Source organism: Luteimonas sp. A649, assembly GCF_054072735.1.
Genome location: NZ_JBSVRQ010000001.1, coordinates 619110 through 632095, shown reverse-complemented (window position 1 = coordinate 632095; position 12986 = coordinate 619110). Strand labels below are relative to the sequence as shown.

The window sequence follows — 12986 nt, the reverse complement described above, 5'->3', positions numbered from 1 at the left end:
TTGCACCATGTCTGGACCGGGCGGAAAACACGACGACGACGAGGACGATGCGGCCCTGTTCCGCGCCGCGGTCGGCCCGGTGCGCGAACTGCCCGCAGCTCCCGCCCCGCCCGGGCGCCCGCGCCCACGGCCGCGGGCCCGCATGGCCGAGCGCGACGAAGCGCAGGCGCGCGAGGATTTCCGGCTGGGCCGCGGCGAGGCCTTCGTGATCGAACGCGGCGACGTGCTCTCGCACCGCCGCGACCAGGTGCCGCCACGCACCCTCAAGCGCTTGTCACAGGGGCTCTACGCCGCCCAGGACGAGCTCGACCTGCACCACACCGATGCCGGCACTGCCGAAATCCTGCTGCGCCGCTTCCTGGCCGAGGCTCGCGACGCCGGCCACGGCTGCGTGCGCGTGGTCCACGGCAAGGGACTCAATTCACCAGACAGCCTGCCGGTGCTGAAGAACGTGGTCGACCGTGTCCTGCGCCATCGCGCGGACGTGCTGGCCTTCCATTCCGCGCCGCCCGCCCAGGGCGGGACCGGCGCGGTGCTGGTGCTGCTGGCCCGGCGCTGACTATTCGTCGGTGTCGGTGCTGGCGACGGCCCGTGTCGGCGGCTGCACCCAGTACACCTCGACGCCGCGGCTGAGCGCCTTTCGCTCTACGTAGGCGACGTATTCGGTGTCGGTGACGAGCCTGCCCTGGTGCTGGGGCGTGGCTTTCGACAATTGGCTGCCATCCGTGGCGCAGGCTGCCAGCATCACGGCCGCCATCGCCATCAGGACCATACGGAGATGCGTTCTCATGATCGTCTCCCGTCATTGCGCGCCAACGCGGCGCGCAGCCCAGCTCTATACCCGGCAGTGCCGCCGGGCCAGTGCCTGGGAGCGGTTTCCGACAGGCGGCGGCTCAGGCTGCGTGCGGATCGGCCACGGCGCCCAGCTCGGCCAGGACGGAGGTGGCGTAGGTGCCGGCGGGCAGCGCGAACCCGAGCTCCAGGACATCGCCCGCCAGCCAGCGCCAGGCCAGTCCGTCGGGCCGCAGGCGGGTCGCGCGGCGCTCCTGCTTCAGGCCGACGCCTTCCAGTCCGGCACGCAGCGCCATGCTGTCGTCGTCCGCCAACGTGGCCAGTTCCAGCGCCCGTGCGTCGTCCACGCTGCGCAGCTCGCCGCGGCCCCACAGCGGCGCGCTGGGGTGGATGTCGAACGCGGCAAGCCGCACCGCCAGCGCGTCGCTCCACGGCTCGGGTCCGAACACGCTGCGGCTGCCGTCGAGCATCCACGCCTCGCCTTCGAGGCCGCGATCCCAGCGGCCTGATTCCACGCGCGCGGCCAGCACCCGGTTGAACAGCTCCGAGCGCGCGGCCGACAGCAGCAGCGCGCGTTCGTCGCGGCGCACGCGCATCCCCGCAAACATACGTCGCACCTTGTCGACGTTGCCGCCGCCGCGGCCGAAGCGCTGCACGCCGAAGTAGTTGGGCACGCCGCGGGCGGCGATGGCCTGCAGCCGCGCCTCGATGGTGGCGGCATCGCCTTCGACATCGCGCAGCACCAACACGAAGCGGTTCCCTACCAGTGCACCGCGCGGCAGCTTGCGTGCATGCCGGGCATGGTCGAGCACCCGCAGCGCCTGCCCGGTGGCCGGGTCACTGCGCTCGAGCGTCGCGATGTCCGGCGCCTCCCGCCCCGGCAGCTGCACGCTGAAGCGCTGCCGCGTAACCGCGTGGCGGTCCTTCAGCCCCGCGTAGCCGACCGTGCGCTCGTCCACGCCGGCCCACTCGGCCAGCAGGCGCGCGACGAAGGCGGTGTTCATGCCTCGCTTCTCGACCGTCAGCAGCAGGTGTTCGCCGGCACCGCTGGCGTCGAAGCCGGCAATCTCGGTGACGTCGAAATCTTCCGGAGTGACCCGCATCCGCGCGGCCAGCACCGGCGCGCCGTGGGCGCGCGGAAGCTCCATGCGACGCGTCGCTTCGCTCACGCCGCCACGAGCAGGCACACGGCCTGCGCGGCGATGCCCTCTTCGCGGCCGATGAAGCCCAGGCGCTCGCTGGTGGTGGCCTTGACGCTGACCGCGTCCAGCGCGATGCCGAGGTCCGCCGCGATCGCCTCGCGCATCGCCTGCGCGTGCGGACCGACCTTCGGGCGTTCGCAGATCACGGTGGCATCGACGTTGCCGGCCTTCCAGCCGCGCTCGGCGGCCAGCGCCGCGCAGTGGCGCAGCAGCACGCGACTGTCGGCACCCTTCCAGCGCTCGTCGGACGGCGGGAAATGCACGCCGATGTCGCCCAGCGCCAGCGCGCCGAGCATGGCGTCGCAAAGTGCGTGCAGGATCACGTCGCCGTCGCTGTGCGCGACCAGGCCGCGGTCGTGCGGCACGCGCACGCCGCCGAGCATCACGTGATCGCCCTCGCCAAACGCGTGGACGTCGTAGCCGTGGCCGATGCGGATGGTCATTGGGCTGGATTCCTGAAGATCGGGACTGGGGCCGGCAAGTATGAAGCGAACCTGCCCAATCCGCCCCCGAGACCCTGTGGGAGCGGCTACAGCCGCGATCGCGGCCATGGCCGCTCCCACAGTAAGCGCACACCTCCTACCGGTAGCAAAGGCGCCGCCGTCGCCGCGATTTTCTTCCTCGCCGCGAACCGTGCTACAGGGAAACCGTTGGCGCCCGGGGAGTTGCATTGGAGCGCCGCCGTCCCGCTCAACGCTTGGCCGGTTGATCGGGGCCACATCCACGGTCGGCGTGCACTGCGGCCGGCAGATGGAGGGGACCATGAACGTCGCATCCCGACTGCTCTTCCCGCTGGCTCTGCTGGTCGCGTCACCCGGCCTCTTTGCCCAAGACGCCATCGAGCCCTACGTCGAGTACCGCAAACGCGTCGAGACTGCCCAGAACATTTCGCCGCTCGAGCACGGCCTGTTCGGCGAGCAGGTCAGCCTATACAACGGCAGTACCGCCTTCGCGGTCACCGACATCGACGTCCCGGGCAACAACGCTCTGCCGGTGCAGCTGACCCGACGTTTCTCGGTCGAGCTTCAGCCGCAAAACCTGATTCGCAGCTACGACGCCCTGCTCCGTGGCATGGGCAACTGGGACGTGGACGTGCCGCACATGGCCGCAACCTATCTGGTTTCCGCCGGAGCCGCGTTGCGCTGCGATGGCGGATACGTGCCCAGCGGAGCCCCACAGGGTTTCCATCGTGGCGACATCTGGCAGGGCGTGACCGTCAACGTCCCGGGCCGGGGCAGCATGAACGCCCTGGGCATGCTGGCCGAACTTCCGCGCCCCACCGGGGGCGCGACGTACAAGCTGACCACACCCGACCGCGACGTCTTCGAGTGCATTCCGATGAAGCCGGGCTTCACGGGCCAGGGTTTCCGGATGACCACCGTGTCGGGACTTCGCTACCACTTCGATACTCCGACCACGCGTACTGCAGCCACGCTGGAAGGACTGGTCAAGCGGTCCGGCCAGATGCCGTTGACCGTCTACGCACCGCGCAACCGGCTGTACCTCCTGGCCAGCAAGATCGAGGACCGGTTCGGCAATACCGTGGAGCTCCAGTACAACGCGAATGGACACCCGACCCGGATCTGGTCCAACGACGACCGCGAGATCACGCTGACCTACACCGGCGGACGCTTGGCGACGGCCGCGAGCCAGGGCCGGACGTGGCACTACAGGTATACCCACACTGGCAGCGGGCTGAATGCCCGTCTTTCAGAAGTCGAACGACCCGACCACAGCACCTGGAAATACACCTACTCAAACGACCTGATGCCGCCGCCCGACTCCGTCGGGGTGCCGACGCTGCCCTGGTGCGCCGGCTTCCCTCTGCTGCAGGAAGACTCCCTGGTTCTGACCTCCACGCACCCATCGGGAGCCGTGGGTACGTTCGAATTCAACAACCGCAGGCACTCCCGCAGCGGCGTCCATGTCACCGAATGCGAGCGCACCGGAGATCTTTACGATCCCAGCTACCGTCTCCGGGTACCGCACTTCTTCGACGTGATGAGCATCGACAGCAAGACCCTGAGCGGCCCTGGGCTGCAGGCGCAGGAATGGACGTACAGCTATGCCGCCCACCTGCAGAGCCTCTGGGGCCTGCCGACCGAGCCCCCGTCGTATCCCTGCACCACCTGCACCGCGAGCAAGACGGTGACCGTCACCCATCCTGACGCCAGCGCCACGCGCTACACCTTCGGCATGCGCTACCACGACAACGATGGGCGCCAGCTGAAAGTGGAAACGTTGCGCGCGCCAACACCACGGTGGCGCGGAGCGAGACCAGCACATACATGACCGAAGCACAGGCCGCAGCGCAGCCGTTCCATGGGTTGCAAGGGTCGAACCTCGGCGGAGTCGGCGACCCCGCCAGCGTCCGCCAGCGGCCGGTGACCAACCGGACCATCCAGCAGGATGACATCAACTTCATCTGGCAGGCCAACACCTTCGACACCTTCGCCCGGCCGAAGAGCGTAACCAGATCGAGTACCCTTCCGGGCAACCCGACTCGCCAGGAGGAGACGTTCTACTGGGACAACATGGTCAAGTGGGTCCTGGGGCAGGTCCACCGCGCGGTCTGCATTGGTCCGTTCACTGCGCTGCCGGCCGGCTGCGGCGGCGGCACGGAGATGTTCAAGCGCAGCTACGACCCCACCTACGCCCTGCCCCTGGTCACCGAACGCTTCGGCAAGATCGAGCAGACGTTGGGCTGGAACACGGCCGCACCGCTACCCGGCGGCCAGCGCGGCACCGCCGCGAGCGTGGCCGACGGCAATGGTCATGCCACCACCCTGGCCGACTGGAAGCACGGCATCCCGCAGCTGATCACCTATCCGGCCACGCCCGAAGCGCCGTCCGGCGCGATGCACGCCGCGCATGTGAACGACCGCGGCTGGATCGACTGGATCGACGACGAGAACGGCTCGCGCACCTGTTATCTCTACGACGCCATGGGCCGGATCAGCCAGGTCACCTACCCCTCCGAAGCTGCGGCCCATACTTGCAACACCAGCACGTGGGCGGCCACCACCCAGGCTTTCCAGCAAGTCGACAGCACCGAATACGGGATCCCGGCCGGCCATTGGCGGCAAACGGTGGCGACCGGCAATGGCCGCCGGGTCTCCTACTTCGACGCCCTGTGGCGCCCGCTGGTGACGCGCGAGTACGACACGGCCAACGCGGCGGGGACCCAGCGCTTCCAGCGCTTCGCCTACGACCACGAGGGGCGCACCACCTTCGCCTCCTACCCGGCCACCGTGCACAACCCCACTTCCGGTTCCTGGACGGAGTACGACGCGCTGGGCCGCGCGACCTCGGTCTCGCAGGATAGTGAGCAGGGCCTGCTGACCACCACCACGCTCTACGAGTCCGGCTTCCAGACGCACGTCACCAATGCGGAGAACCAGCAGACGCTGACCCGCTATCTGGCCTGGGACCAACCGACCACCGACCTCCCGGTGCATATCACCCATCCGGAGGGCGCCTTCACCCACATCGCCCGAGACGTGTTCGGCAAGCCGACGCTGCTCCGGCGCAGCAACCACACCAATCCTGCCGGCGGAACGCTGGCGGTCGACCGGACCTATGCCTACAACCCGCATCAGGAGCTGTGCCGCAGCGTGGAACCAGAGACGGGCGCCACCCTGATGGGCTATGACGGCACCGGCAACCTGGCGTGGTCGGCCGCGGGCCTGCCGGCGGCCACGGCCTGTCACCTGGCCGGCACCACGCCCACCATCAGCGCCCGCCGGGTGGACCGCACCTACGACGCGCGCAGTCGGCTGAAGACCCTGTCCTTCCCCAAGGACAGCAACGGCAACGGCAATGGCGACCAGGCGTGGACCTACTTCCGGGACGGCAAGCCGCACCAGATAAGTACCTGGAACATCGGCGTCGAGGGCGGCGATCCCAAGGAAACCCGCAACCTGTACGGCTACCACCGGCGTGGCCTGCTGACTACCGAAGCCATCGCGGTACCGGCCTGGTACATGTTCCTGGTCGGGCACGCATACGACGCCAATGGGCACGAGATCAAGCTGACGTATCCAAGCGGCCGCGTGGTCACGACCGCGGTCAACGCCCTGGGCCAGCCCACGGCGATCACCAGCGCCGGCGCGACCTACGCCAGCGGCATCGGCTACCACCCCAACGGCGCGGTCGCAGGCTTCACCTATGGCAACGGCATCGTGCATGCGATGGCGCCGAACGCGCGCCAGCTGCCGGGCACGGTGTCGTCGGTGTACGGGGCCGAGGAGTTTCTGCACGACGGCTATGCCTACGACCGGAACGCCAACGTCACTGCCATCGCCGACCTGCGCCTGGCCAAGGGCGGCGCCCGGTCGCGCACGATGACGTACGACGGACTGGACCGGCTGACGTCCGTCGCCTCGGAGATGTACGGGCCGACCGGCGCGAACTACGTCTACAACGTGCTTGACGACCTCACGCAGGTGAACGTGGGCGGCCCCACGGGCCGCAACCACCATTACTGCTACAACGCCAAGCGCCAGCTTGGTGGCATCAGGGCGGGAGGCTGCAGCGGCACGTCACTCTTCACGCTGCAGTTCGACGCGCAGGGCAACCTGCAGTCACGCGAACCCACCGGCGGCACCGCGCAAACCTACCGCTTCGACTTCGGCAACCGGCTGCGGGAAGTCGATGGTGTGGAACGCTATCGATACGACGGCCATGGCCGTCGTGTGTTGGCCATGCAGATCGATGCGGGAACAGTGTTCTCGCAGTACGGGCTGGACGGCAGGCTGCTGTACCAGAAGAGCGAGAAGACCGCGCTACAGACCGATCACGTCTTTCTTGGCGGCACCCTGGTTGCCATCCACGAGAAGCCTTCGCTCGGCGCAGGCCCGGAACCGGTGAAGTACCAGCACACCGACGCATTGGGCAGTCCGGTGGTGGTGACGCGGCAGGACCGCTCAAGGGCGGAGGAAAGCGAGTACGAACCGTATGGGCAGGTGATCAACCGGGCGTTGCGCGATGGGCCCGGATATACGGGGCACTTGGAAGACGCGGCGACCGGGCTCGTGTATATGCAGCAGCGCTATTACGATCCGATGCTGGGCGTGTTCCTATCCGCTGATCCGGTGACGGCGTATTCAAACCCGGTAGGGCAGTTCCATCGATATCGGTACGCCAGCAACAATCCATACACCCGAGTTGATCCGGATGGGCGTCGTGACATTTACATCGGTGGCGGTGGAGACAAGAACGGTTCGCAGATTGTTCAGTCGTATGCTGCAGCTCAACAACAGTTGCACCCAGACCGCGACATTCAATACTTCAGCTGGAGAGAGTCTGGAAGTATTTCGGAAGCCATGTCCAAGGGGTTGGCCGACGGCGAGCCTCTCAATGTGATTGGACACAGCTTGGGTGGTAGTCAAGCGATTAAGCACGCCAATGATTCCGGTGCGACGATAACCAACCTGGTTACGATTGATCCAGTGGGTGAGCAAGCCGGCAATGGCGTAAAACCCGCCAACACTGAGAACTGGGTGAACATCGCAGCAGATCCTGGAACCGGCGATCGCTCAGACAAGGTCGCAAGTGTTGGTCATGCGGTTTTCGGAGCGACTAACACGTCAGGAGCCACCACGTCCCAGACATCCAACGCACATCACGGTTATTTCAATACGATGATGAACGAGGCCAAAGCCACGGAGACCATCGACGCCTCTTATCAAGAAAAGCGGAACCCCTAATCATGCGACCGAATTATACAATCACAGTTTGCGCGTTCGCATTGATTTTGACCGCGTGCACACATAGCGCAGACCCGACTTCGACTAGCGCACGCATTATCGACGCGAATGTAATTGTTGAAGTTATGCTTGACCAGCGTGATGTCCAAGTGATCAAAGAACGGGAGTTATACTTTTCGATTGTTGTGGTTGAGTGTGCGGACAACTCTAAGAAGTTTCCCTTGCAGCCATTCTTGGATGGCAAGAGGATTGAGGGCGGCAATTTCCCGAGCGCGAGACCTACCACGGTCTACGGCACCATGCCTATCAATAGCTTTCAACGCTATGAGAAGCCTTGCGTCTTTCTTGAAGGTGGCGGCTACTTCTCCGGAAAAATATCGAGCCCGTTGGTTCCTATAATTCTCGCTGCGAACAATTGAAGTGATTACCGAGGACCAACTAACCGGGTCAGCTTCACGCCTTTTGCGCGCCCGCAACCAACGGCGGCGATGCTCATTGCATCCCCACAGTTGGGCTTGCGTGGGGGGGGCAACGGGTGGATAGCGTCCTTGACGCTGCGACGCTGGCAGCCGAAAGTCGCTTCAAGAGCTTTGGCGAGAACGGCAGGGGTGCTTCAAGGGCAGTTGGCGGCGGCAGGCCGCATGGCGTCGGGGGTTGATCGCAGCAACAGGCGGAATCCGCGTCGGGTCAGAGTGTTCAGCGCTATTACGACCCCGAAGTTGGACTATTCTTGTCCACGGATCCCGTGTCCGCGCACTTAAATCCAGTTGGGCAGTTCCACCGATATCGGTACGCGAACAACAATCCGTACGGCTTGATCGACCCCGACGGCCGACAAGCTGTAGATGGGGATGATCAAAAGACCACGGGCTCGCACTTACGAGGAAGTGAGGTTGCGAAAGGAATGCTGTCGCATGGCGCTATGAGTGCACAGGGGGGAGTAACAAGCGTCTCCAGAAGTCAAACGGGGACCCAGCCGCAGATCCCGCTGGCAAACAACGTCATGGAACTTGCGAGCAACATCACTGAGCGCGGAGCCAGGCGCACCTCATTCTCCGCAAGTGGCGCAGGCGCAGTAGGGGTTGGTTTTGAAGCGATAGCGATCAAGACCACTCGACCGTGGCAAAGCGATCGGGTTGGAGTCTATAAAGTCATCGGACTTGGAGCATTCGTTGGTGCCAACGCAAACTTCAGGCTGTTCTCGTGGGGGGATGCAGAGGGAACAACGGATATCACTATGAAGGGTAACCCCATGGGATACGCAAAACTAAAGATCGGCGGTGGACTTGCCGTCGGAATAGTAGTCAAATTTAACGACCATGGTGGTGGGAGCTTGTACGTCTCCACAGGCGGTGGGCTCGGGGGCGAATTAATTGTACGGCCACCAGCAACGCTCGGCTGGGAGAAGGAACTTTGAATACTCTGCTGAATTTTCTGCTCGTTTTAGGCTGGCTTGGCATGCTTGTGACTGCCCCGATCTACTTCATTTCGTTGCATTCACTGCGAACATCATTTATTGAGTTCAACGATCTGCTCGCCAACAAATTGCGCACCCGGACAGGGCTTGGTTGGGCTCATGGTGCTTATCAAGCCATGCAGAACGTAAAGGGCGACGAACTCTATGGCATCAAGCTGCCAGCTGAAATTGTAGCCATGGCCACGAAGACTCGCCGCCGACTATATATATCTATGGCTTGGTTTCTTCTTACGTTGGCAGCCGGGCTCTCGTCATCTGTTTTATATGGCCAAGCCTAGCGCCGAGACGAAGCCCACTCATCGGGCGCTTCGCACCTTCTCGCCAGCAGGAATTCGAAATAGGCCAGGTCGTCTGGCGTCGTGATCTTGATGTTGTCCGCGGCGCCTTCGACCAGCAGCGGCCGCGCACTCTGGCGCTCCATGGCCATGGCTTCGTCGGTGACTTCGACGCCATCGGCAGCGGCGGCCTCCAGCGCACGACCCAGCTGCAGGCGCCGGAACAGCTGCGGCGTCAACGCGCGCCACAGGCGGTCGCGGGGCTCGGTGCGGTCAATGCCGCCATCGTCGCCCGCGCGCTTGAGCGTGTCCCGCACCGGGCTGGCGAGGATGGCGCCCACCGGATCCTCGCGGCCGCGCTCGAGCAGGGCCGCAAGGTCCAGCAGGCGCAGGTTCGGGCGGGCGGCATCGTGCACCAGCACGAAGGCATCGGGGCGCACGTCGTCGGGGAGTGCGGCGAGGCCGGCCAGCACCGATTCCGCGCGCGTGTCGCCACCGGTGCAGGCGATCACCGGACGACCACTGCCGTCGCTCCAGCCCTGCCAGCGGGTGTCGCCCTCGGTCAGCGCCACCACCGCGCCCTTGACGCCGGGGTGTGCGAACAACGCGCGCAAGCTGTGCGCGATCAGCGGCTCGCCAGCGACCTCCAGGTACTGCTTGGGCACGGCGCCGCCGAAGCGCGCGCCGCGGCCAGCGGCCGGGACCACGACCCAGGTCACTGGGCATCTCCGTCGTTGCCAGAAATAACGGTCCGGTTCATTGCGACTCTTCCTCCGCGTCCGCCGCCGGCTGCGCGTGGTCGACCACCCGATAGAACACCTCGCCGGGCTTGATCATCCCCAGTTCCGCGCGCGCGCGCTCCTCGATCGCCGCCTCGCCGGACTTGAGGTCGGCGACCTCGGCGGCGAGCGCGGCGTTGCGCTCGCGCAGGCCATCGTTCTGCCGCGCCTGCTGCTCGACCTGCGCCTGCAGCTGGGCAACCTCGTTGTTGCCGCCGCTGCCAAACCACAGGCGGTACTGCAGCCACGCCAGCAGCGCGACCAGCACCACCAGCACGATCCGCAGCGTGCGCATGGCGGTTCCGTCAGCGCTTCAGCGAGACGAAGGCGTCGCGGCCGGCAAAGCGCGCGCCCGCGCCCAACGACTCCTCGATACGCAGCAGCTGGTTGTACTTGGCCACGCGGTCGCTGCGGCACAGCGAGCCGGTCTTGATCTGGGTGGCCGTGGTCGCCACCGCGATGTCGGCGATGGTGGTGTCCTCGGTCTCGCCGGAGCGGTGCGAGATGACGGCGGCGTAACCGGCGGCGTCGGCCATGGTGATGGCCTCCAGCGTTTCGGTCAGGGTGCCGATCTGGTTGACCTTGATCAGGATCGCATTCGCGGTGCCGGTGTCGATGCCCTCGCGGAAGATCGAGGGGTTGGTCACGAACAGGTCGTCGCCGACAAGCTGCACGCGGTTGCCCAGGCGCTGCGTGAGCAGCTTCCAGCCGTCCCAGTCGGCCTCGGCCATGCCGTCCTCGATGGTGACGATCGGGTACTGGTCGCTCCACGAGGCCAGGAAGTCGGTGAACTGCTCCGCCGACAGGCGCTTGCCCTCGCCTACCAGGTGGTACTTCCCGTTGTCGTAGAACTCGCTCGAAGCCACGTCCAGGCCCAGCAGCACGTCGTCGCCGGCGCGGTAGCCGGCCTTGCCGATGGCTTCGAGGATGGTGTCGAGCGCCTCCACGTTGCTGCGCAGGTCGGGGGCGAAGCCGCCCTCGTCGCCGACCGCCGTGCTCAGGCCATGGCCCTTCAGCACCGACTTCAGCGCGTGGAAGATCTCGGTGCCCGCGCGCAGGCTCTCGGAGAAGGAGTCGAAGCCTACGGGCAGCACCATGAATTCCTGCAGGTCGACGTTGTTGTCGGCATGCGCGCCGCCGTTGATGATGTTCATCATCGGCACCGGCAGCACGGGCGCGCGGTCGCCCGCGAGCAGCTGCCACAGCGGGATCCGACGCGAGGCCGCCACCGCGTGCGCCGCCGCCATCGAAACACCCAGCAGCGCATTCGCGCCCAGCCGGCCCTTGTTGTCGGTGCCGTCCAGATCGATCAGCCGCTTGTCGAGGCCCGCCTGGTCGGCGGCATCGAAGCCCTTCAGCGCATCCGCGATCGCGCCGTTGACGTTGGCCACCGCCTGCGTGACGCCCTTGCCGAGGTAGCGCGTCTTGTCGCCGTCGCGCAGCTCCACCGCCTCGCGCGTACCGGTCGATGCGCCCGAGGGCACCATCGCGCGGCCGAATCCGCCATCGGCGAGGGTCACCTCGGCTTCCAGCGTGGGATTTCCACGGCTGTCGAGGATTTCACGGGCATGGATCTTGGCGATATTGGTCATGGGCTCGCTTTGTCGCTTTATGTGGGATTACGGGAAGAGCATTTTTTGCCACGGATTTACGCGGATAAGGCGGATTTACACGGATAGAGCAAACATCTTGCGAATGTAGGAGCAGCTATAGCTGCGTTCCCGAGCTGGGGTCCATGTGCGGTCGCAGCTATAGCTGCTCCTACAGCAAGGAAGATTCAGTTCTTGATCTATCCGTGTAAATCCGCCCTTATCCGCGTAAATCCGTGGCAAAGCTTCTAGATCTGACTTTCCAGGAAGCCGCCACGCTTGGTGACCGCATCCAGTTCGAGCATCGTTTCCAGCAGGGCGCGCATCTTGTCCAGCGGCCAGGCGTTGGGTCCGTCGCTCAGCGCCTTGGCGGGATCGGGGTGGGTTTCCATGAAGACGCCGGCGACGCCGACGGCGATCGCGGCACGTGCGAGCACCGGCACGAACTCACGCTGGCCGCCGCTGGAGGTGCCCTGCCCGCCCGGGAGCTGCACGGAATGGGTGGCGTCAAACACGACGGGGCAACCGGTGTCGCGCATCACCGCAAGCGAGCGCATGTCGCTGACCAGGTTGTTGTAGCCGAAGCTGGCGCCGCGCTCGCAGACCATGATCTGGTCGTTGCCGGTCGACTTGGCCTTCTCGACCACGGGCTTCATGTCCCAGGGCGACAGGAACTGGCCCTTCTTGATGTTCACCGGCTTGCCGGCGGCGCAGACCTTCTTGATGAAATCGGTCTGGCGCACCAGGAAGGCCGGCGTCTGCAGCACATCCACCACGCTCGCCACTTCGTCCATCGGCGTGTACTCGTGGACGTCGGTGAGCACCGGCACGCCGATCTGCCGCTTCACCTCGGCCAGCACGCGAAGGCCTTCCTCCATGCCGGGACCGCGGAAGGCCGTGCCCGAGGTGCGGTTGGCCTTGTCGAAGCTCGACTTGAAGATGAAGTTGATGCCGAGCGCTGAAGTGATCTCCTTGAGCCGACCCGCGACATCAAGCTGCAGCTGCTCGCTCTCGATGACGCAGGGGCCGGCGATCAGGAAGAACGGCTGGTCGAGGCCAACTTCGAATCCACAGAGGTTCATTGACAAGCCTTTTTTTGCCACGGATTTACGCGGATAAACGCGGATAGAGCAAAAGCCATGATTTTGTAGGAGCAGCTATAGC

Annotated in this window: 12 protein-coding genes; 5 read left to right on the top strand and 7 right to left on the bottom strand. The window is 65.3% G+C overall.

The annotated features are described in order from the left end of the window. Nucleotides 1-7: 7 nt before the first annotated feature. A complete protein-coding gene (locus ACW5E8_RS03010) occupies nucleotides 8-559 on the top strand; it encodes a Smr/MutS family protein (RefSeq protein ID WP_456964011.1) in 552 nt (183 codons plus the stop codon). On the opposite strand, the gene ACW5E8_RS03005 is transcribed toward ACW5E8_RS03010, so the two are convergent. From ACW5E8_RS03005 to ispF, 3 genes are all read right to left on the bottom strand, one after another. Then, nucleotides 560-790: a hypothetical protein gene (locus tag ACW5E8_RS03005; protein ID WP_456964010.1), complete on the bottom strand. Its 231-nt coding sequence runs from the start codon at nucleotides 788-790 to the stop codon at nucleotides 560-562. It lies immediately after the preceding gene. A gap of 103 nt (nucleotides 791-893) precedes the next feature. Continuing rightward, nucleotides 894-1940, bottom strand: coding sequence for a tRNA pseudouridine(13) synthase TruD (gene truD, locus ACW5E8_RS03000; protein ID WP_456964009.1), 1047 nt, complete (start codon nucleotides 1938-1940; stop codon nucleotides 894-896). 17 nt (nucleotides 1941-1957) lie between these two features. Then, nucleotides 1958-2437, bottom strand: a complete 480-nt coding sequence (gene ispF / locus ACW5E8_RS02995) for a 2-C-methyl-D-erythritol 2,4-cyclodiphosphate synthase (RefSeq protein WP_456964008.1) — start codon at nucleotides 2435-2437, stop codon at nucleotides 1958-1960. 319 nt (nucleotides 2438-2756) lie between these two features. Here ispF and ACW5E8_RS02990 point away from each other — a divergent pair, with 319 nt between their 5' ends. The 4 genes from ACW5E8_RS02990 to ACW5E8_RS02975 all read left to right on the top strand — a co-directional run bounded on the left by ACW5E8_RS02990 (nucleotide 2757) and on the right by ACW5E8_RS02975 (nucleotide 9457). Further along, a complete protein-coding gene (locus ACW5E8_RS02990; RefSeq protein ID WP_456964007.1) occupies nucleotides 2757-4286 on the top strand; it encodes a hypothetical protein in 1530 nt (509 codons plus the stop codon). Beyond that, nucleotides 4283-7702 carry an RHS repeat-associated core domain-containing protein gene (locus ACW5E8_RS02985; RefSeq protein WP_456964006.1) on the top strand — a complete coding sequence of 1140 codons (3420 nt, stop codon included), beginning with the start codon at nucleotides 4283-4285 and terminating at the stop codon, nucleotides 7700-7702. The genes ACW5E8_RS02990 and ACW5E8_RS02985 overlap by 4 nt, the downstream gene beginning before the upstream one ends. 814 nt (nucleotides 7703-8516) lie before the next feature. Next, the gene (locus ACW5E8_RS02980; RefSeq protein ID WP_456965288.1) at nucleotides 8517-9119 is read left to right on the top strand and encodes a hypothetical protein; all 603 of its coding nucleotides are present in this window, start codon (nucleotides 8517-8519) and stop codon (nucleotides 9117-9119) included. Beyond that, nucleotides 9116-9457 (top strand): hypothetical protein, encoded by a 342-nt coding sequence (locus ACW5E8_RS02975; RefSeq protein WP_456964005.1) that lies wholly within the window; start codon nucleotides 9116-9118, stop codon nucleotides 9455-9457. The genes ACW5E8_RS02980 and ACW5E8_RS02975 overlap by 4 nt, the downstream gene beginning before the upstream one ends. Here ACW5E8_RS02975 and ispD read toward each other — a convergent pair. The 4 genes from ispD to kdsA form a co-directional block, all read right to left on the bottom strand. Continuing rightward, nucleotides 9454-10173, bottom strand: a complete 720-nt coding sequence (gene ispD, locus ACW5E8_RS02970) for a 2-C-methyl-D-erythritol 4-phosphate cytidylyltransferase (protein ID WP_456964004.1) — start codon at nucleotides 10171-10173, stop codon at nucleotides 9454-9456. The two genes, ACW5E8_RS02975 and ispD, sit on opposite strands and share 4 nt — an antisense overlap. Before the next feature lie 37 nt (nucleotides 10174-10210). After that, on the bottom strand, nucleotides 10211-10528 hold the full coding sequence (ftsB, locus tag ACW5E8_RS02965) for a cell division protein FtsB (RefSeq protein WP_456964003.1): 318 nt from the start codon (nucleotides 10526-10528) through the stop codon (nucleotides 10211-10213). Between the two features lie 10 nt (nucleotides 10529-10538). Continuing rightward, a complete protein-coding gene (gene eno / locus ACW5E8_RS02960; RefSeq protein WP_456964002.1) occupies nucleotides 10539-11825 on the bottom strand; it encodes a phosphopyruvate hydratase in 1287 nt (428 codons plus the stop codon). 245 nt (nucleotides 11826-12070) lie between these two features. Continuing rightward, entirely contained in the window at nucleotides 12071-12904 is an 834-nt protein-coding gene (gene kdsA / locus ACW5E8_RS02955; RefSeq protein ID WP_456964001.1) for a 3-deoxy-8-phosphooctulonate synthase, read from the bottom strand. Nucleotides 12905-12986 lie beyond the last annotated feature (82 nt).

Excerpts from the sequence above, each read along its gene's own strand:
- ACW5E8_RS03010 (WP_456964011.1), top strand. The coding sequence starts at position 8 with ATGTCTGGACCGGGCGGAAAACACGACGACGACGAGGACGATGCGGCC.
- ACW5E8_RS03005 (WP_456964010.1), bottom strand. The coding sequence starts at position 790 with ATGAGAACGCATCTCCGTATGGTCCTGATGGCGATGGCGGCCGTGATG.
- truD (WP_456964009.1), bottom strand. The coding sequence starts at position 1,940 with ATGGAGCTTCCGCGCGCCCACGGCGCGCCGGTGCTGGCCGCGCGGATG.
- ispF (WP_456964008.1), bottom strand. The coding sequence starts at position 2,437 with ATGACCATCCGCATCGGCCACGGCTACGACGTCCACGCGTTTGGCGAG.
- ACW5E8_RS02990 (WP_456964007.1), top strand. The coding sequence starts at position 2,757 with ATGAACGTCGCATCCCGACTGCTCTTCCCGCTGGCTCTGCTGGTCGCG.
- ACW5E8_RS02985 (WP_456964006.1), top strand. The coding sequence starts at position 4,283 with ATGACCGAAGCACAGGCCGCAGCGCAGCCGTTCCATGGGTTGCAAGGG.
- ftsB (WP_456964003.1), bottom strand. The coding sequence starts at position 10,528 with ATGCGCACGCTGCGGATCGTGCTGGTGGTGCTGGTCGCGCTGCTGGCG.
- eno (WP_456964002.1), bottom strand. The coding sequence starts at position 11,825 with ATGACCAATATCGCCAAGATCCATGCCCGTGAAATCCTCGACAGCCGT.
- kdsA (WP_456964001.1), bottom strand. The coding sequence starts at position 12,904 with ATGAACCTCTGTGGATTCGAAGTTGGCCTCGACCAGCCGTTCTTCCTG.